At 53.6% G+C, this 17,974-nt stretch carries 22 protein-coding genes and 3 pseudogenes; 16 read left to right on the top strand and 9 right to left on the bottom strand.

All coding sequences use genetic code 11. The annotated features are described in order from the left end of the window. The first annotated feature begins 102 nt into the window (after positions 1-102). From ACAM29_RS00635 to ACAM29_RS00670, 8 genes are all read left to right on the top strand, one after another. Positions 103-2,340: a heavy metal translocating P-type ATPase gene (locus ACAM29_RS00635; protein ID WP_369622830.1), complete on the top strand. Its 2,238-nt coding sequence runs from the start codon at positions 103-105 to the stop codon at positions 2,338-2,340. A 38-nt stretch (positions 2,341-2,378) separates the two neighbouring features. Continuing rightward, positions 2,379-2,912, top strand: coding sequence for an antitoxin Xre/MbcA/ParS toxin-binding domain-containing protein (locus ACAM29_RS00640; RefSeq protein ID WP_206835445.1), 534 nt, complete (start codon positions 2,379-2,381; stop codon positions 2,910-2,912). Beyond that, positions 2,909-3,382 carry an RES family NAD+ phosphorylase gene (locus ACAM29_RS00645; RefSeq protein WP_369622831.1) on the top strand — a complete coding sequence of 158 codons (474 nt, stop codon included), beginning with the start codon at positions 2,909-2,911 and terminating at the stop codon, positions 3,380-3,382. The genes ACAM29_RS00640 and ACAM29_RS00645 overlap by 4 nt, the downstream gene beginning before the upstream one ends. 203 nt (positions 3,383-3,585) lie before the next feature. Next, on the top strand, positions 3,586-5,268 hold the full coding sequence (locus tag ACAM29_RS00650; protein WP_369622832.1) for a methyl-accepting chemotaxis protein: 1,683 nt from the start codon (positions 3,586-3,588) through the stop codon (positions 5,266-5,268). A gap of 83 nt (positions 5,269-5,351) precedes the next feature. Further along, the gene (locus tag ACAM29_RS00655; RefSeq protein ID WP_369622833.1) at positions 5,352-6,068 is read left to right on the top strand and encodes a DUF6134 family protein; all 717 of its coding nucleotides are present in this window, start codon (positions 5,352-5,354) and stop codon (positions 6,066-6,068) included. Continuing rightward, a complete protein-coding gene (locus ACAM29_RS00660) occupies positions 6,065-6,847 on the top strand; it encodes an SDR family NAD(P)-dependent oxidoreductase (protein ID WP_369622834.1) in 783 nt (260 codons plus the stop codon). Before ACAM29_RS00655 ends, ACAM29_RS00660 begins: the two co-directional genes overlap by 4 nt. Before the next feature lie 11 nt (positions 6,848-6,858). Next, complete coding sequence (locus tag ACAM29_RS00665; protein WP_369622835.1) at positions 6,859-7,314, top strand: nuclear transport factor 2 family protein; 456 nt, start codon at positions 6,859-6,861, stop codon at positions 7,312-7,314. 78 nt (positions 7,315-7,392) lie between these two features. After that, a complete protein-coding gene (locus tag ACAM29_RS00670) occupies positions 7,393-8,679 on the top strand; it encodes a sugar transferase (RefSeq protein WP_354406902.1) in 1,287 nt (428 codons plus the stop codon). An 18-nt stretch (positions 8,680-8,697) separates the two neighbouring features. Here the strand turns inward: ACAM29_RS00670 and ACAM29_RS00675 are convergent, their stop codons facing one another. From ACAM29_RS00675 to pilB, 5 genes are read right to left on the bottom strand one after another with little or no spacing between them, the layout of a single operon-like run. Further along, positions 8,698-8,910, bottom strand: a complete 213-nt coding sequence (locus tag ACAM29_RS00675; protein WP_091824692.1) for a DNA gyrase inhibitor YacG — start codon at positions 8,908-8,910, stop codon at positions 8,698-8,700. Next, positions 8,911-9,522, bottom strand: coding sequence for a dephospho-CoA kinase (gene coaE / locus ACAM29_RS00680; protein WP_369622836.1), 612 nt, complete (start codon positions 9,520-9,522; stop codon positions 8,911-8,913). Continuing rightward, entirely contained in the window at positions 9,522-10,379 is an 858-nt protein-coding gene (locus tag ACAM29_RS00685; protein ID WP_369622837.1) for an A24 family peptidase, read from the bottom strand. The genes coaE and ACAM29_RS00685 overlap by 1 nt, the downstream gene beginning before the upstream one ends. 3 nt (positions 10,380-10,382) lie before the next feature. Continuing rightward, positions 10,383-11,624 (bottom strand): type II secretion system F family protein, encoded by a 1,242-nt coding sequence (locus ACAM29_RS00690; RefSeq protein WP_369622838.1) that lies wholly within the window; start codon positions 11,622-11,624, stop codon positions 10,383-10,385. 12 nt (positions 11,625-11,636) lie between these two features. After that, a complete protein-coding gene (gene pilB, locus ACAM29_RS00695) occupies positions 11,637-13,355 on the bottom strand; it encodes a type IV-A pilus assembly ATPase PilB (RefSeq protein ID WP_369622839.1) in 1,719 nt (572 codons plus the stop codon). A 287-nt stretch (positions 13,356-13,642) separates the two neighbouring features. Between pilB and ACAM29_RS00700 the strand changes: the two are divergent. Together ACAM29_RS00700 and ACAM29_RS00705 are read left to right on the top strand one after the other, a co-directional pair. Beyond that, positions 13,643-13,756, top strand: a pseudogene (locus ACAM29_RS00700) (prepilin-type N-terminal cleavage/methylation domain-containing protein); the annotation flags it as partial. A gap of 463 nt (positions 13,757-14,219) precedes the next feature. Beyond that, positions 14,220-14,564, top strand: coding sequence for a type IV pilin protein (locus ACAM29_RS00705; protein WP_369622840.1), 345 nt, complete (start codon positions 14,220-14,222; stop codon positions 14,562-14,564). Between the two features lie 48 nt (positions 14,565-14,612). On the opposite strand, the pseudogene ACAM29_RS00710 reads toward ACAM29_RS00705, so the two are convergent. Then, positions 14,613-14,750, bottom strand: a pseudogene (locus ACAM29_RS00710) (integrase core domain-containing protein); the annotation flags it as partial. Positions 14,751-14,846: 96 nt separating this feature from the next. On the opposite strand from ACAM29_RS00710, the gene ACAM29_RS00715 reads away from it, so the two are divergent. Beyond that, positions 14,847-15,161 (top strand): excalibur calcium-binding domain-containing protein, encoded by a 315-nt coding sequence (locus ACAM29_RS00715; RefSeq protein WP_369622841.1) that lies wholly within the window; start codon positions 14,847-14,849, stop codon positions 15,159-15,161. Between the two features lie 39 nt (positions 15,162-15,200). Here ACAM29_RS00715 and ACAM29_RS00720 read toward each other — a convergent pair whose 3' ends face one another. Next, positions 15,201-15,530, bottom strand: a complete 330-nt coding sequence (locus ACAM29_RS00720) for a type II toxin-antitoxin system RelE/ParE family toxin (RefSeq protein ID WP_369622842.1) — start codon at positions 15,528-15,530, stop codon at positions 15,201-15,203. After that, complete coding sequence (locus tag ACAM29_RS00725) at positions 15,499-15,735, bottom strand: hypothetical protein (protein ID WP_369622843.1); 237 nt, start codon at positions 15,733-15,735, stop codon at positions 15,499-15,501. The genes ACAM29_RS00720 and ACAM29_RS00725 overlap by 32 nt, the downstream gene beginning before the upstream one ends. Positions 15,736-16,016: 281 nt before the next feature. Between ACAM29_RS00725 and ACAM29_RS00730 the strand changes: the two are divergent. The 5 genes and pseudogenes from ACAM29_RS00730 to ACAM29_RS00750 all read left to right on the top strand — a co-directional run. After that, positions 16,017-16,142, top strand: a pseudogene (locus tag ACAM29_RS00730) (BrnT family toxin); the annotation flags it as partial. Further along, positions 16,132-16,377 carry a CopG family transcriptional regulator gene (locus tag ACAM29_RS00735; RefSeq protein WP_369622844.1) on the top strand — a complete coding sequence of 82 codons (246 nt, stop codon included), beginning with the start codon at positions 16,132-16,134 and terminating at the stop codon, positions 16,375-16,377. The pseudogene ACAM29_RS00730 and the gene ACAM29_RS00735, both read left to right, overlap by 11 nt. Before the next feature lie 254 nt (positions 16,378-16,631). Next, a complete protein-coding gene (locus ACAM29_RS00740) occupies positions 16,632-16,820 on the top strand; it encodes an Rpn family recombination-promoting nuclease/putative transposase (protein ID WP_369622845.1) in 189 nt (62 codons plus the stop codon). A gap of 100 nt (positions 16,821-16,920) precedes the next feature. Beyond that, on the top strand, positions 16,921-17,169 hold the full coding sequence (locus ACAM29_RS00745) for a type II toxin-antitoxin system HicA family toxin (protein ID WP_369622846.1): 249 nt from the start codon (positions 16,921-16,923) through the stop codon (positions 17,167-17,169). Then, the gene (locus ACAM29_RS00750) at positions 17,166-17,510 is read left to right on the top strand and encodes a type II toxin-antitoxin system HicB family antitoxin (RefSeq protein ID WP_369622847.1); all 345 of its coding nucleotides are present in this window, start codon (positions 17,166-17,168) and stop codon (positions 17,508-17,510) included. The genes ACAM29_RS00745 and ACAM29_RS00750 overlap by 4 nt, the downstream gene beginning before the upstream one ends. Positions 17,511-17,565: 55 nt before the next feature. On the opposite strand, the gene ACAM29_RS00755 is transcribed toward ACAM29_RS00750, so the two are convergent. Next, entirely contained in the window at positions 17,566-17,874 is a 309-nt protein-coding gene (locus tag ACAM29_RS00755) for a nucleotidyltransferase family protein (RefSeq protein WP_369622848.1), read from the bottom strand. Positions 17,875-17,974: the final 100 nt, after the last annotated feature.

Here is a 17,974-nt window from a genome sequence, read left to right on the forward strand (position 1 = left end):
TTTTATTGGAAACAGGAGAAGTTGTTAAATAGGATTCTTGACCCTATACCCCACTTCAGGGTTTATGCTTAAGCCATCGAACACCATCACATGAGGTTCAAGATGGCCATTTATCAGTTTGCCCTGCACAACGTGCGCTGCGCCGGTTGCGTGCGCAGTGTCGAAAAATCCCTCAACAGTACCGAAGACATTCAGGACTTCGCGATCAACTTTGCTGACCGTACCGCCTCGGTACAGACCGATGCCGACCCCAGTGTAGTGATCAGGGCGGTGGAGGCAGCCGGCTACGGTGCTGACTTGATGCAGGATCAAGACGACTACGAGAAGCGGGCCGAGCAGGAGCGTGAAGCCTATCGCCTGACCCTGCGTAAAAGTCTGGTTGCATTAACGGCAGGCGGTGTATTGATGCTCGCCATGCTGATCGGCTGGATGCCCGACCTGCATACCACAGGGGGAGTGCTTCAGGGCGTCGCGCTGGGCGTGGTCACTTTGGCAATCATGGTTTACAGCGCAGGCCATATCTATAAAGGCGCCTGGCTGGGGCTATTCCGTGGTGACCTGAACATGGATACCCTGATTGCGCTGGGTACCGGCACCGCTTGGGTCTACTCCACCGGGTTGCTGATTATCACCGCGAGCACTCCCGGCATATTGCCTGACGCCGCGATGCATCTGTATTACGAAGCGGCGGTGATGATTCTCGGTTTTATCCTGTTGGGGCAAGCGCTGGAAAGCCGCGCCCGCGGCAATACCACCGATGCCCTTCGCAAGCTGCTGGATCTGCAGCCGCGTGAAGCGATGCGGGTACGTGATGGCGAAAGCAAGTCAGTACCGGTGGCAATGTTGTTACCGGAAGATCATGTGCGTATTCGCCCCGGCGAGCGGGTCCCGGTCGATGGCAAAGTGCTGGAGGGCAGCAGCCATGTGGATGAGTCCATGCTCACCGGCGAGCCGGTACCGGTCAAGCGCGAGCCCGGTGATCTTGTCACGGGCGGTACCGTTAACGGGCAGGGCAGTCTGCTGATCGAAGTCAGCGCCGTGGGGCAGAAAACCGTACTGGCACAGATTGTGGCCACTGTACGTGAAGCCCAGAACGCCAAGCCGGCGTTGGGCCGGCTGGCCGATCGCATTTCGGCCATCTTCGTACCGGTCGTGATCCTTATCGCGCTGCTTACAGCTGTGTTCTGGCTCTGGCTGGCACCGGCGCCTGCCTGGCCCTATGCAATCGTGGCGGCCTTGACCGTACTGATCGTTGCCTGCCCCTGCGCCCTAGGGCTGGCGACGCCGATGTCTGTGATGGTGGGCGTGGGGCGTGCAGCCGAACAGGGTGTGCTGATTCGCAACGGTGAAGCGCTGCAGCAGGCGCAGTCGATCACCACGTTGGTGCTGGATAAAACCGGCACCCTCACCGAAGGCAAGCCACAGGTTGTCGGCCTGCACTGCGAAGGTGATGAAACCGCGCTGCTGCGGCTGGCCGCCAGTGTCGAACAGCATTCCGAACACCCATTGGCACAGGCGGTGGTTGAATACGCCCGCGACAAAGCGATCACACTGACAGACACCCAATCGTTTGAAGCTGCCGCCGGCAGTGGGGTGCAGGCCGAAGTCGAAGGCAACAGCATACTGTTGGGCAATCAACTTTGGATGCAAGAGCAGGGGGTTGATACCACTGAGTTTGAGCCACATGCCGAGCGCTTCAGTGAAACCGGACGCTCTCTGATCTGGATGGCGGTGGACAAACAGCCGGTGATGTTGCTCGCGGTAGCCGATCCGCTGCGCGAAGACAGCACCGAAGCAGTGGCTCAATTCCATCGCCAAGGATTGGAAGTGGTGATGCTGTCGGGTGATAACGAGCGCACCGCCAACGCGATCGCGAAACAGGCGGGTATCGACCGTGTCATCGCCGAGGTCAAGCCGGAGCAGAAACAGCAGGTGATCAAGGATCTGCAGGCAGAAGGCAAGATCGTTGCAATGGTGGGTGATGGCATCAATGATGCACCGGCGCTGGCGCAGGCGAATATCGGTTACGCCATGGGGTCGGGCACCGATGTGGCGATCAGTTCTGCCGATGTCACACTGATGCGCTCCAGCCTTACGTCAGTTGTGGATGCCATCGCCATATCGCGGGCAACAGTGCGTAACATCAAACAGAACCTCTTTGGTGCTTTTATCTACAACAGCCTGGCCATTCCGGTGGCGGCAGGTGTGCTGTACCCGTTGTTTGGCCTGCTGCTCAACCCGGCCATCGCCGGCGCAGCCATGGCGCTATCTTCAGTCACTGTGGTAGCCAATGCGAGGCGGCTTAAGAATATTGCATTAACTTGCCATCGTTCATCGTAGTGACTAAGCTGTTCATCTGAACAGTTTGAGGTGATCAAATGGAAGCGGCGCATATCGCAACTCCGAAAAAAGGGCCTGTTACTGCGAAAGCGCCAAGGGCAGGCAGTATTCGGCCTGTCTCGCAGCGCCAGACGCAAAAGGTTACGCGGTCAGGTCAGGGTTCTACTCTAGTCTGCGTCGTAACGGGTGTTTGTAATAACGACCACAGTGCAATTATTGGTCGTATTCGTGATGGCCTGCCTGCCGCTTCAGTCCAGATGCTTGAGGAAGCCTACGCAACTACTCGGGCAGAAATGGTCAAGTGTCTTTCCATGTCCATTGCAACCCTGAGGCGGCGTCAGAAAGAGGGCTACCTGCATGTTGATGAATCGGATCGCGTTGTACGCCTTGCCAGAATCAAGGACCTTGCGCTTGAAATGATGCAGGGCGACGATGCGGCTGCAGTCGAGTGGCTGCAGACACCTCATGACCTGTTACAGGGTGAAGCCCCCATGTATTACGCCAGTACAGAAATGGGAGCACGTGATGTTGAAGACCTGATCGGGCGCATCCGCCATGGAGTATTCAGTTGAGGCTAACGGGTTGGCGTGTTGCTGACCCAGCCTTTGCGAGCACGCCCGAAGCGATGCTCTCTGGTGAGGGGGCATTTCTGTACGGTGGCCGTTGGAACAGCAAAGGGGTTCGGGTTGTGTACCTCGGTACCAGCCTTGCCCAGGCAGCGCTGGAACTGCTCGTGCATCTGCGCCGTCCCGACATTCTGAGGCAATATGCCAAGCTCGAAGTCAGCTTTGATGCCACGCTGGTCACACATATCGATCTGAACGACCTGCCTGATAACTGGAACAGCCCCCAGCTGGCAAGTGCTGTTCGAAATGTTGGGGATAATTGGGTCAAGGATGAGATCTCACTGGTTATGCAGGTTCCCAGTGCTGCAATCCATGGTGAGTACAACTACCTGCTCAATCCGGCGCACCCTGATATCAGCAAAATCAGAGTCGGTGCAATCACTCAATTTGACTACGATCCGCGCCTGACTCTCTGACTTGTATGCCGAAACACGGAGTGTGTACGGGCTGCAATTGAACCGTTTTCCGCTTCGGTGTGGTCTTCGCCACCAATGCTTCATGGATATTGCATTGAGATAAATCAATATCCAGGCATAAAACGAATGTTTATTAGAACAACAGAATGTTTTGCAGTAAACTAAGCTTATTTTTAAACCCCCTGCCTATGTAAGGATTAAAGATGAGCAAACTCAGACTGAAGGGTAAGCTGTTGCTCCTGTCTCTGGTGCCCCTGCTGCTGGTGGTTGCGGCCATCATGATCATTGTTCGCGTGCAGATGCAGGCGATGGGTGATGAAGAGGTGGAGCGCATCCGTAAGGATATGCTGGCCACCAAGCAAACCGAGTTGCGTCACTACGTGGAGCAGGCGATCAGCGCCGTGCAGCCTTTGTTGGCGCGCAAGGGCATCACCGACGATGAAAAAATGGAGCGGGTAACCGAAGTGCTGAATGCCATGCGTTTTGGCACGGATGGTTATATCTTCGCTTTTGATCCTCAGGGGGTCACGAAAGTTCATGGCACGAACCCTTCGCTTATTGGCAAAGATCTTTCGGGCCTGAAAGATCCGAAAGGTGTTCTGTTCACCCAAGAGCTGGTCAAGGCAGGGCGCAGCGGGGGAGGCTTTGTTGAGTATTCATGGGAAAAGCCACAGCTGGGGCGTGATGCACCGAAACTGAGTTATGCACAGGCGCTGCCGGGTAAGGATTGGGTTGTCGGCACCGGCTTCTACATCGATGATATTGATGCCGCCGTTGCGCAACTGGAAAATCAGATTCGCTCTTCAGTCGCAACCACACTGGGCATCATCGGTATTTCTGCGCTGATCCTGCTGGTATTGGTATCGCTGGTAACCCTATATGTCGCACAGCGTATGGTACGCCCGCTGCAGCAGACTGCTGCGGCCCTCAAGGATATCTCGCGCGGCGAGGGTGACTTGACTCAGCGCCTGCCGGTTGAAACCGATGATGAAGTCGGTGATGTGGCCAGGGGGTTCAATGACTTTGTCGAAAAAATCCAGCAACTGGTACGCGAAGTGCAAACTGCGGTGCGCTCACTGAGTCAGTCAACCGAGTCGATGAAACATGTGGTTAGCCAAACCCATGAAGATGCCCATAAACAGAAAGGTGAAACCTCACAGGCCGCTGCCGCCATTCACCAGATGGCAGCCGCGGTTCAGCAAGTGGCTGGCAGTGCTGCTCAGGCAGCCGATGCCGCTCGTGAGGCCGATGGCGAGTCGGTAAATGGGCAAAAGGTGGTTGAGCATACCATCGAATCGATCAACCGCTTGGCTGATGACGTAAACCGTTCGGCAGAGGTCATTGCCAGCCTCGGCACCGATGCCGATCAGATCGGCACAGTGATCAACGTTATCTCGTCCATCGCGGAGCAGACCAACCTGCTGGCGCTCAATGCGGCCATCGAAGCGGCTCGAGCCGGCGAGCAGGGGCGTGGCTTTTCCGTTGTTGCCGACGAAGTGCGCACCCTGGCAACTCGTACTCAGCAGAGCACCGACGAAATTCAGCGCATGATCGAACGGTTGCAGTCCGGCGCACGCAATGCGGTTATCGAGATGCAAAGCTCGCAGGCACAAAGTCAAGACACCATCGAACGGGCCGATGAAGCACGCAACTCGCTGCAGCAGATTACCCACTCGGTCAGTACCATTACTGAAATGAATACCCAGATCGCCAGTGCAGCGGAAGAACAGACCGCGGTGGCTGACGAAATCAGCAAGAGCGTACAGCAGATTGCCGATATTGCTGACAAGGCCACGCACAATGCAGAAGAACTGGCCGGCACCGCCAGCCAGATGGGCGAACTGGAAACACGCCTGAACCAGCTGGTATCCCGCTTCAAGGCGTAACCGGCGCCACTTGCTACCCGATAATCCCTCGTTGACTGAACCGCCCGCATTTCGAGCGCGTATCAGTGAGCGGGGGATTTTTTATGCGTATACTTCGTCACATCTTGGTGTCAGCTCTGTTGCTGGCGACCGTTCAGGCAGCTGCCGCTCAGGTCGGGGTGGGCACGGGTTTTGTGTCGCCACTGAATTTGTACGGCACTGAAGCGTTATACAGCGTTGAGCGCAAAGGCAAAACCATAGGTCATTATCGGCTTCGGTTTGACCAACAGGCCGACCGACTGCAGGTCGATATAGAGATGCAGCTGCAGATTCGTGTACTGGCACTGTTCAACTATCATTTTGAGTATGCAGCGCAAGAGCAATGGTCGACTGATGGACAGCTGCAGAAATTGAACGTCAGAATTGATGACGATGGAGCGCTGACATTACACCGCATTGAGCGTCAAAATGATCGGCTGTGCCGTGTTGAGGCGGCAGTTTGTGAGCCTCTGGGTCAGCGACTGCTTACTTCAAATCACTGGCACCCTCAGCTTCCACTACAGCAGCAGCTGCTGAATACACTGACCGGCGAGGTGAGCGAGTTGAATGTCACCGAACTGGGGCGTGAAACAGTGCAGCTTGGCAACGAAGCAATAGTGGCCACTCACTACCAGTTGGGAGGGGATCTGGACGATACTCACAGCTGGTACGATCAAAATGGTCGCTGGCTGGGCATGGAGTTCAGTGCTCGCGATGGCAGTCGCATCCGTGTGCGATTACAGCCTGAGCCAGTGCCATTGGCGCTTAAGGAGGCACCATGAATATCAACGGCATTCCACGTTGGCCCTTGGTATGGATCACCGGTGCCGGCACCGGTATTGGCCGGGCCACGGCCCTCAGGCTGGCAGAGCAGGGCAGTGATGTCGTCATCAGTGGGCGTCGACGTGAAATATTGCAACAGGTGGCGGATGATGCCAGAAAAGCCGGTTATATCGGACGTATACTGCCGCTGGAAATGGATGTCACCCAACCCGGTGCCAATCAACGGGCACTGGACTGGATCGAGGCGCAATGGCGCCTGCCTGACCTGGTGGTCTTCAATGCAGGTAATCATACACCCATGACACTGGACGAGCTGTCGGTGGAAACCTGTCGCAGTCTGATGGACATCAACTTTCTGGCGGTCATGGCCGGGCTGGAAGCGGTGCTGCCGCGCATGCGCAAGCGAGGGCATGGGCAAGTGGCATGTGTAGCTTCATTGGCAAGCTATCGAGGTCTGCCGACAGCCGCAGCCTACGGAGCAAGCAAGGCGGCTTTGGTCAACGCCTGCGAAGCACTGGCGGTCGAGCTACAGGGGAGTGGCGTGCAGTTGCAGGTGGTCAACCCCGGCTTTGTGCGCACTCCTCTGACCGACCAGAACCCATTCGACATGCCGCAGCTGATCAGTCCAGAAGAGGCCGCGTACCAGCTGGTCAAGGGGCTCGGAAGCCGCCGTTTCGAGATCCGCTTCCCTTCGGCGTTTGTGCGTACGCTGGCCCTACTGCGCATGCTACCCTACGGTCTCTACTTCAAACTCATCAAACGCAGCACTGGGTTTTGAGCACAATCATCATGGAAGCAGACACCACAGAACTAGAACAGCAGGCGCGCGATTATGCCGAGGCCTTCGCAAGCCTGACGCCTGACCGGGTAAACGACCTGTGCGAGCGGCTGGCACCAGATGTGCACTTTCGTGACCCGTTCAATGATCTTTACGGACGCCACTCGGTGCGGGCGCTGCTGAATGACATGTTTGAACGTACTGGAAAGCCGGCCTTTGAACTGCTCGAAGTCTGCTGGCATGAGCCCAACCAGTGTGCCTGGCTACGCTGGCAGTTTGCCGCTCAGGTGCCGGTGATCGGTGAGCTGAAGGTAGAAGGCAGCAGCCGAATCCGGCTGGATCAGGCGGGCAGGGTTGCGGAGCATCTGGACTACTGGGACAGTGCCCCAGTGTACCTGCAATTGCCGCTGATCGGCGCATTGCTGCGGCGGGTTAAACGCAAAATGGCACTGCCGCCTCCAAACTGAAACCGTTCACAGACGCTGAATATTAAGGTTTCAACGCGTATACTGGCAGCTTGATGTCAGCAGCGTGAAACATTCTCCATGTCAGTAGCCCCACATATTCCGCACTATGAGCGCCGTCACTCACGCTGGTATGAGAGGCTGCTGCTGGGGTTACCGTTTCAATTTGTGCTTGGCAGCGTTTGCCTGTACCTGTTGCCGCTGGGGCTGCTGGCACCGGAATACATGCAGTTGCGCTGGTCAGTGGGTAGCGTAACACTGACTGCCTTGGTCGGTGCTTACCTGTTAAGTCTGTTTTTTCTCAGCCGGTTGCGCATCTATCCCGGTGCGCGTTCGCTTGCACACATACTGCCAACGGTATCCCTTGCCTGGTTTCTGGTCAGCGCCATTATTCTGTTGCTAAACCAGCCGGTACTGTGGCACTGGCACCTGTATGGCTTCATTGCGGCCTGTTTCTGGAGTGGCGCAGCCATTTTTGTAGGACGTCGCTTTCGTACCCAAAAAATCGCCGTAGTACCTTCAGTCAGAACAGAACGGCTTGAATCGACCGCATTCTATCGGTTTCACACCCTGGCCGAGCCGAGTTTTGGCGGTCGTCGTTTCGATGCCGTAGTAGCTGATCTTCACGCGGAACTGTCGCCCCAATGGCAGCGCTTTCTGGCCCATGCCACGCTCAATCGCATACCGGTTTATCATATCAAGCAGCTGAACGAATCCATTACCGGCCGTGTACGTATCGATCACCTGTCCGAAAATGAGTTTGGCAGTTTGCAGCCATCACCCGCCTATGAGTCACTCAAGCGGCTGATTGATATCATCATCGTGCTGGTCACATTGCCTGCCTGGCTGCCACTGATGCTGTTGGTTGCGGTCGCCATTAAGCTGGATTCCCCCGGGGCGGTACTGTTTATTCAAGAGCGGGTGGGGCAGGGAGGGCGTCCTTTCAAAATCTGCAAGTTTCGCAGCATGCGTCATGATGCCGAAAAGAATGGTCAGCTGCTGGCACAGTCGGGGGATGAGCGCATCACTCGGTTGGGGCGTTTTTTGCGGCGCTCGCGGCTTGATGAGCTGCCGCAGTTCTTCAATGTGCTGAAAGGGGACATGAGTTTGATAGGGCCACGCCCTGAACAGTCTGTATTTGTGGAACAGTTTGAGCAGGAAATCCCTTTTTACGCCTACCGTCATGTTGTTAAGCCCGGGATTACGGGGTGGGCGCAGGTAATGCAGGGGTATGCTGGTGACAGTGACGAAACCCGCATCAAGATCGAGCATGATTTTTACTACATCAAGCACTTCTCGCTGTGGGTGGACCTGTTGATTGTACTGCGCACTCTGCGTGTCATTCTGACCGGTTTTGGCGCCCGTTGAAACGAGCTGAGGTGTGCTTTAATGGCGTGTTTGCATCATGCCCGGATCTTCCAGCATATCTGAGCTGAATTCATCAAACTCCGGCTCTGCCGCTATCTGATACCCCTCACTGGCCCACTCACCCAAGTCGATCATGCGGCAGCGTTTTGAGCAAAACGGTCGGTCCGGGTTATCGATGGAGTAGAGGGTGGGTATACCGCACTGAGGGCAGTCGAGCAGTTTGCCGGCCATTTACACCTCCTCCTGTGCCAGTTGCAAAAGTTGAGGGTGCAGGGCGTTGACCGACTCGCGCAACTGATCTTCGTTGCCACTGTTGTCCAGCACAAAGTCAGCGTGCTTCAGGCGCTCTTCACGTTGCATCTGAGCCGCCAGAATCTGGCGTACCTGTGCTTCCTCGATATTATCGCGAGCCATGGTGCGACTGATTTGCAGTGCCTCGGGGGCATCCACCACAATCACCTTGCTGATCAGCAGGTGCTGGTCGGTTTCGAGCAGCAGGGGTGAAGCCAGAATGGCATAGGCGTGGCCCTGTTCGTCCAGCTGTTCAAGTGTATCCAGAATGTGATCGCGAATAAGAGGGTGCAGCAGCGCCTCAAGCCAGTTGCGTTCGCGTTCCTTGTCAAACACGATACGGCGCAGTGCAGCGCGGTCGAGGTTGCCATTGGCCTGGATGACGTGGTCGCCAAAGTGAGCGGCAATCTTGTCCAGTGCCTCACTGCCGGGTTCTACTACCAGTCGAGCTACACGGTCGGCGTCAATCACCGGAACGCCCAGTGAGATAAAGCAGTCGGATGCAGCGCTCTTGCCACTGCCGATTCCACCTGTAAGTCCTGCTACCAGCATCAAAAGCTCCCCAAATAAGCGGAAATGATCTGATCACCCCAGACCAGTGCGATCCACCCGGCAATTGCCAGATAGGGCCCAAACGGAAGTGGATTTTGCGCGCTATGGCGACGTAATGCAATCAGGCTGAACGCCAGCACGACACCCACCACCGATGACAGCAAAATCACCAGCGGCAGTACCTGTACCCCGCCCCAGGCACCGATGGCAGCCAGCAGTTTGAAGTCACCATAGCCCATGCCTTCTTTGCCGGTCACCAGTTTGAACAGCCAGTAAACGGCCCAGAGTACAAGATAGCCGGCGACCGCACCGAATACGGCACTTTCAAGCGAGGTAAATACACCTTGGGTATTCAGCAGCAGCCCCAGCCACAACAGGGGCAGAGTGATACTGTCGGGCAGCAGTTGGTGGTCCAGGTCGATAAAAGTGAGCACAATGAGCGCCCAGCTCAGCACCACCAGTGCCATGCCCTGAGGTGTCAGGCCGAAATGCCAGATCAACCAGCCCCCAATCAAACCTGTGATCAGCTCGACCAGCGGATAGCGTACCGAGATGCGCGTGCCGCAATCACTGCAGCGGCCACGTAAAAACAGCCAGCTGACCACTGGAATGTTTTCGTACCACTGAATCAGGTGGCCACAGCTACCGCAACGTGAACGAGGCACCATCAGGTTGAAGCGCTCCTGAGGTACGGGCGCAGACGCATCAGCCTCAGCCTGCAGCATTGCATCCCACTCGCGCTGCATCATAACCGGCAGGCGCAGTATCACCACATTCAGAAAACTGCCCACCAGCAGTGAGATAACCAAAGCAAAAAGAGCCGCAACCAGCGGCTCTGTCATTAATAATTCAATCATTGCTTAGCCAACCACCTGGCCCAGCTGGAAGATCGGCAGATACATGGCAATAACAAGCCCGCCCACCAGCACGCCAAGAATGACCATAATCATTGGTTCCAGCAGGCTGGAAAGGTTGTCCACGGCATTATCCACATCTTCTTCATAGAAGGTAGCAACCCGGTCCAGCATATGATCAAGCGAGCCGGCCTCTTCACCAATGGAAATCATCTGCACGGTCATCACCGGGAATACACCCGTCATCTGCACGGCATGTTGCAGTGCCTGTCCAGTGGAAACACCATTTCGAATCTGAACAATCGCATTGCGGTAGACCACATTACCGGCGGCCCCAGCGGCTGAGTTAAGTGCCTCTACCAAAGGAACACCGGCGGAAAACGTAGTTGCAAGTGTGCGTGCAAAGCGAGCGACAGCTGCTTTCTGTAAAATGCCACCAAAAACAGGGAGGCGCAGCACAGCTCGGTCAACCAAGTCAGAGAACTTTTCAGACTTGGCTTTGAGCTTGGTGAATACAAAAAACAGCGCCACGATGGAGAGCAGAACAACAAACCACCATTTCTGCATCCACTCCGACATACCCACTACAAGCTGGGTGAACGTAGGCAAATCTGCACCAAAGCCTGTGAAAATGGCCTCAAACTGAGGTACAACCTTCACCAGCAGAATGGCAGATACGGCAATACCGACAACAATAATCGCGATGGGGTAGGTCATCGCCTTCTTGATTTTTTTCTTGAGAGATTCTGTCTTTTCCTTGTAAGTGGCAATGCGGTCCAGCATGGTCTCCAGCGAGCCGGACTGTTCCCCGGCCTGCACAAGTGAACATACAAGGCTGTCGAAGTAATCCGGGTGGCGCGACAGGGCGCTGGCGAAATCAAGGCCACTGTTAACGTCGCCTTTTACATCGTAAATGAGCTTTTTAAGTTTGACCTTCTCGGCGCCATTACCCACCAGATCGAGTGCCTGCAGCAGTGGAACCCCTGCTTTCATCATCGTGGCCAGTTGGCGGATAAGGTAAGCTATATCAACAGGTTTAATTGGCTTATTGCGGCTGCTGAAAATAGATGTGCTTTCACGCTTGATGCGGTGGGGGTTGATTCCCTGGCGTCGAAGCAATGCCTTGGCAGATGCAAGGTCAACAGCATCAATTTTACCCTTGCTGATGTTTCCGCTTTTATCCTTGCCTTGCCAGGCAAATGTAAGCTGTTTCTCATCTTTCTGATTGCGCTTGGCTGCTGTTGCCATAATCTATCCCTGTCAGGTTTTGATCACCCGGTTAACTTCTTCCAGACTGGTTACCCCGCTGGCCACTTTTAACAGGCCAGACTCCCTTAATGTTTTAAAACCTTGCTGCTTGGCCACTCTGAGTATATCGATAGAATTACCGTTATCCATAATACACTCAGCGACTTCACCACTCATGCTCAACATTTCATAGATACCGACGCGCCCCTTGTAGCCACGGTTGCAGCGGCTGCACCCTTCAGGGTTGGCATCGTACAACTGTAAACCAGGAATGTCTTCAGCGCTAAAACCTTGTTCCAGCAAGGCGGCTTCCGGCAAATGTACCGGCACCTTGCAGCTTTCGCACAGCCTGCGCCCAAGTCGTTGTGCAATGATAAGGCTGACGGAGGTGGCGATGTTGAATGCGGGTACACCCATATTACGCAACCTCGTGAGAGTCTCGGGTGCACTGTTTGTGTGCAGAGTCGACAAGACCATGTGACCGGTCTGGGCCGCCTTGATCGCGATTTCAGCGGTTTCAAGGTCGCGTATCTCACCCACCATCACAACATCGGGGTCCTGACGCAGGAATGAGCGCAGTGCCTCGGCAAAGGTCAGACCCACTTTGGCATTAACGTGTACCTGGTTGATCCCTTCCAGGTTGATCTCGACCGGGTCTTCCGCTGTAGAGATGTTGCGCTCTTCTGTATTCAGAATATTCAGGCCGGTGTACAGCGTTACGGTTTTACCCGAGCCGGTGGGGCCTGTGACCAAAATCATGCCCTGTGGCTGCTCAAGTGTACCCAAGTAGACCTCTTTCTGGTCGGGCTCAAAGCCCAGCGCTTCAACCCCAAGCTGAGCACTGGTGGGGTCCAGTATACGCAGCACAATCTTTTCACCCCACAGGGTGGGCAGGGTGTTTACACGGAAGTCAATCGCACGCTTGGCCGATACTTTGAGCTTGATGCGACCATCCTGTGGCAAGCGTTTTTCGGAAATATCCATTTTCGACATGACTTTCAGGCGTGCCGTCAGGCGCGAGGCCAGATTCAACGGTGGCCGGTGTACTTCCTGCAAAATACCGTCAATGCGGCAGCGAACGCGGTACGTTTTTTCGTAGGGTTCAAAATGGATATCAGAAGCCCCTTTTTTAATTGAGTCGAGCAGCACCTTATTAATAAAGCGTACCACCGGGGTTTCGCTGGCGGCCTCTTCAGCAGTCTGCTCTTCCTCTTTTTTAGCGGCGCCATCATCACCGAGATCGATGCTGTCCAGCTCTGCATCGTCCAATTCGCCCATGGCATCATTGGCCTTGTCGAGGTAGTGCTCAAGGCGGCGTGTCAGCTTATCATCTTCAACGATGACCGCTTCGGTGGGCGAGCCGATATGAAACTTGATCTCATCCAGTGCCTGGATGTTGGTCGGGTCAGACATCGCCACAAACAGGCGCCCGTTACGCTTCAGCAGTGGAAGGGCGCGGTGCTTGCTGACCAAATCGTCAGAGATCAACTCATGCTCAAAAAAATTGTCGGGCAGGGCGTCAAGATCAAGCAGAGGCAAGCCAAACTCTTCAGATGCCGCAACCGCCGCGCGATTGGCACTGATCAGACGGTGCTTGATGATATGAGTAATAAAGGCTGTGTTGGCCTCACGGGCTTCGGCCACTGCATCCTGTGCGACCTCGGCCGAGAAAACACCGTCGTTGACCAGTCGTTTGGCCAGCCCCGAAAGGGGTTGTGATCCTCTTTGCACCGTAACTCCTGTAAGGCTGAGCTATGTAATGTGGTGAGCTGTAGTGTAAGCGGCAATCATAGGCGCAATCAAAGCACAGCGGCACTCAAACTGTAAACAGCCAAGGGTAAAATGGCTCTTGCTTGATTCAGCTCAACTTAATTTAGCGTTAAGTTTGTGTTAAGGCTGGACACGCGAAATGGGGTGTCCTAGTATCAACTCAGCATCAGAGGCGACAGGAGTTGTCCTCGGTGTCGTATCGATGGAATGTTAACTCGCTGGAGAGACAAACAATGAAGAAACAGATGATGACCCATAACCAGAAGGGTTTTACCCTGATCGAATTGATGATCGTTGTAGCGATCATCGGTATCTTGGCTGCGATCGCGCTGCCGGCTTATCAAGATTATACCCGCAAGGCGGCAGATAATGCATGCTTGGCTGAAGCGAAGGGGGTCGCTAACTCTGCTTTAATCGCCTTCTCTGAGCAAGAGAATATGGTTGCATTTACACCGACTGCTTGTAGTGCAATTACTGGCGTGATTGCAGGCGCTACCCCTGCAGCCGCACCGACAATTGGTGCCACATCTGCCCTGCCGGGTACTGGTACAGTTACTTGTACAGCATCGGCATCCTGCACTGGTAGCTGGTAATAGGTAACTAAAGGGTTATCCCTTTCAGAAATGATAAGCCCCGATTTAGGGGCTTTTTTGTTGAAGGCACTATATTAACCCGGCGGCAGTTTCTGTCGGAAAGATGCCAGTAACCGTGAGGCTTTCAGCCGGATCTGGCAGACCTAAATTGCCACCGGTTCAATAACTAGCAAAATGTGGAAATATGTAGTTAGAAAACTAGATAATGATTTTGGTTATAGGTGAGGGTGTGATGAGCAGGCAACAAGGGTTTAACTTAATCGAGTTAATGACGGTTGTTGCAATCGTCAGTGTCTTGGTAGCGATTTCCTTGCCTGCATATCTTGATAATATCCGGCGTTCTGCTAATAACGCATGCTTGGCAGAAGCTAAAGGCTTCAGTAATCTTGTCTTTGTTGCGCTCAATGAGGCAGCCAGTTCCTTGCCTGTTCCTGTCACTTCTGCATGCTCTCGTATCACCTTGTCACCTGATAGGACCAACGTGACTGCATACCCTCAAGGATCAGGCGATATCGGTGTTTTTTGTGATTTGGATTCTAACAGCGTGTGCCGGCTGGATGGGTCTGTTTTGCCATGAAGAGGAAGAAGGAGAAAAGGGTACGGGCCCATGACCTGCCCCCAACATTTAATCCAACCGGCTTCTGGTAATGTCGTTGGTTGTTGATTCTGTTATCTGCCTCCGAAATGCTGAGGCGAATTCCAGCGGTGTCTGATAGCCCAGTGATGAGTGCGGTCGTTGTTCATTGTAATCGACTCGCCATTCGAAAAAGGGGTCAGAGTAAAATTAATCATTCCGCCATGTGGCCTTATCCGCTACATTGAAGCAACGGATGCATAACGATATTTGACAGGTATAGTCTTGAGAAAATTGATCATTGCAGCGCTGATCGCGGTAGCAGGCTGGAGCTACTACCAGAATCGCGGTATTTTGCCATCAGCGACAATCCCTGATACGCACGCTATCTCTACACACCGCACAGTGTCACGCGAGCCTTCGCCCGTATCTACCTCCAAATCCGTAAAACCTGCACAGACCTTCACCTGTGACGGTCGGCAACACTGCAGCCAAATGCGTTCAAGAGCCGAAGCCGAATACTTCAATCGTTACTGCCCCAATACCAAAATGGATGGCGACCGTGACGGCATCCCTTGCGAGAACGACACGCGGTTTTGAGTAATGGTCTCCAAGAGCGTGAACTCCCTGTGAAATTAATCACTTGATGAATTTTAGATCGGCCTTGCGCCGTTTCTTGGCTTTCTCATAAAAATTCTCGTGCGGGCCTATGTTCAGAAGATGCAGAGTAAGCTGCTCTTTTTGCCAGTTGTAGCCCAGTAGAACCTGTTGCCCATTCAGGCTGAACTTGTGGACGCGGAGATAGCTGAGGTCTCCTTTTTTCTGCTCCCCGATTTCAGGATCGTCAATGATGGTGTCTATTTCATCCTCAATGATGACGACATCTTCATCAGGGAGTCTATCGAGCGCCTTCTTAAAGACAGGGCTCTCATACACCTTAACGTGTTGTGCGTTTTGTTCTCCGGACATACCTGGTTACCTGACCGGCGGTGACAGCCTCACGGGCGATCAGCGCCTCGCGGATGAACTCATAGGTAAGATCTGGATTGTCTTCGACAATTTGCCCAATCTTCGCCCAGTGTTCAATCTGCTTCGGCACTGTACGGTGAGAGGCTGCTGAGTGAATTTTTACGTCCTCAACGAACTCGTCGTCAAGGCGGACACTAGTAGCCATTTTTCTTTCCTCATTGCGTTGTAAGCGGACTTTTCTTTCAGTTATCAGTGTTTTTTCAGTTTCTTTGTCGTTGGTTTTATGCTTGGTCTTATCTTGCGACAAGTTGTCGCAAAGCGCAACATGTTGAAGGGCTGCATCGCAACCCTGAGCGGAAACTAACCGATAGTCGGCTGATGACTTTCGTGTTTTTCCAAAAGCATCTTGGCTTGTTAATGGGTGTATTTAGGTATATTTTTTATACCTATGAGACACTTCGAGTATGATGAGCAGAAGAGCCGCGCTTTCTTGTGGTCGGTAGAATTGATGGCAAGCATTGGTCTGCTGTGATCACGTATCGTGGCGAAGCTATCAGAATTATTTCGGTCAGGCGCTCACGAAAGGCAGAGGTAGCAATCTATGAAGGCTAAGGCGTTCGATAAAAAGTTTGATGATGACGAACTGGATATTGTGGATGATTTGGATATGGCAACGGTGTCCCGTCCCAACCAGAAGCAACGCCGTGTCAATGTCGACTTCCCGACGTGGATGATTGAGTCACTTGATCGCGAGGCTAATCGGCTCGGCGTGACGCGTCAGTCAATCATCAAAGTCTGGCTGGCTGAACGGTTGGAAGAGGTCGGGGAACACCGGTCTGGCAGGTAGAAAGATGTGTAACCGGGATTTTTTGGGGGGGGCTGAGATCCTCCAAGGTATTCAAGAAATCAAGCAACACAAACGTGGCAAGCTGTTACTGAAGATAACTGATCTATCGGAGGCTTATGGCTGCCAGTGGCTGCCAGCCGAGAAAATATTTCACTCAATGACCTGGCGCGTCGTGCTTTGAGTGAATATATCGTGAGTCATGCAGTACAGTGATCAAATAAAAAGAGACTGATGAGTGGTAAACAGGAGTAACCATGGCAAGTCAGCATCACGACACCGGGTGCAAAGAGGTTTTTAGCTACCCTGAGTTCGTTCAGCAGTTGGTCGAGGGCTTTTTTCCGCCCGAGATTTCACGGATCATGGACTTCAGTACCCTGAAGAACCACAGCGGTAACTACATCACGCCCTTGTTTGAAGAAAAGTTGGAAAAAGGGTCAGAGTAAATTTTTGCCTTCCACTCTGTGACGGTAACTGTTGGCAGCAGAGCTAACTTGTCAGCATGATGTTTTGCAACTATAGTTGGTCGCAAGAACAGGAGGTTCGATGGGTAAGAGTGAAAAGTTGCTGTCCAAGCTGTCGTCTGCAAGCAATACGTTTGCGTGGTCTGACCTTGTTACGTTACTTGCCCGTCTGGGCTATGAAATGCAGGAAATGGCAGGCTCACGGGTGCGTTTTTATAACGCGGATACTGGTCATATGTTGCGTCTGCACAAGCCTCATCCAGAAAACCATATTAAAGGCGGCGCATTGAAAGATGTACGCGCTGCGTTAAAGCGGGAGGGCTATTTGTGACATATCTCAAGTATAAGGGGTATCTGGGTACAATCGAGCCAGATATCGAAAGTGGCACCCTATATGGAAAGCTGGCATTTATCCGCGATTTGGTCACATATGAAGCCGTTGATCTAAAAGCACTTGAGCATGAGTTCAGGGCTTCGGTTGATGGCTATCTTGAAGATTGTATTGCGCTTGGTAAAGCGCCCGATACTCCCTGTAAGGGATCGTTCAATGTGAGGGTCGGTCACGATCTTCATATGGCTGCCAGTGTGGTTGCCAGCCGAGAAAATATTTCACTCAATGACCTGGCGCGTCGTGCTTTGAGTGAATACATCATGAATCATGCAGGGCAGTGAGAGCAAAAATGAGGAAAAAGGGGGGCAGAGTAAAATACCGCCATCTGCTCCATGTTTACCGGCGTTTTTTAACAACGCAATAACACTGCCTTATCTGGTTGCGAAACGCTTCCCCGGTCGTTGCCCAGTCGAGAAGGTCTACGCGCCATGGCAGGTCCGAGTCGGAAAGCTCCGCGTTCACGCGGGCCAGCAGCTGAAGCGGTAAAGGTTCGTTGCTGATGATCGCCAGATCAAGATCAGAGTAACGTTTGGCGCTGTGCCGCGCTCTTGAGCCGAAGGCCCATACTTCATGCTCGGGCAGTTGCTGTTCGAGGATGTCAGCCACAATTGCCCAGTGGTGGGGTTCTATTTCGATATCAGGCAAGGGGAGTGGCATCGCGCAAAGGGGTTAGATCCAGAGTGTAGGGTGGAGTTGTGGTCATTGGAACGATCCCGGTTTTGTCAGTAGACGAAAGCGTGGCTGT

Source organism: Marinobacterium sp. BA1, from assembly GCF_041155135.1.
Taxonomy (GTDB): Bacteria; Pseudomonadota; Gammaproteobacteria; order Pseudomonadales; family Balneatricaceae; genus Marinobacterium; species Marinobacterium iners.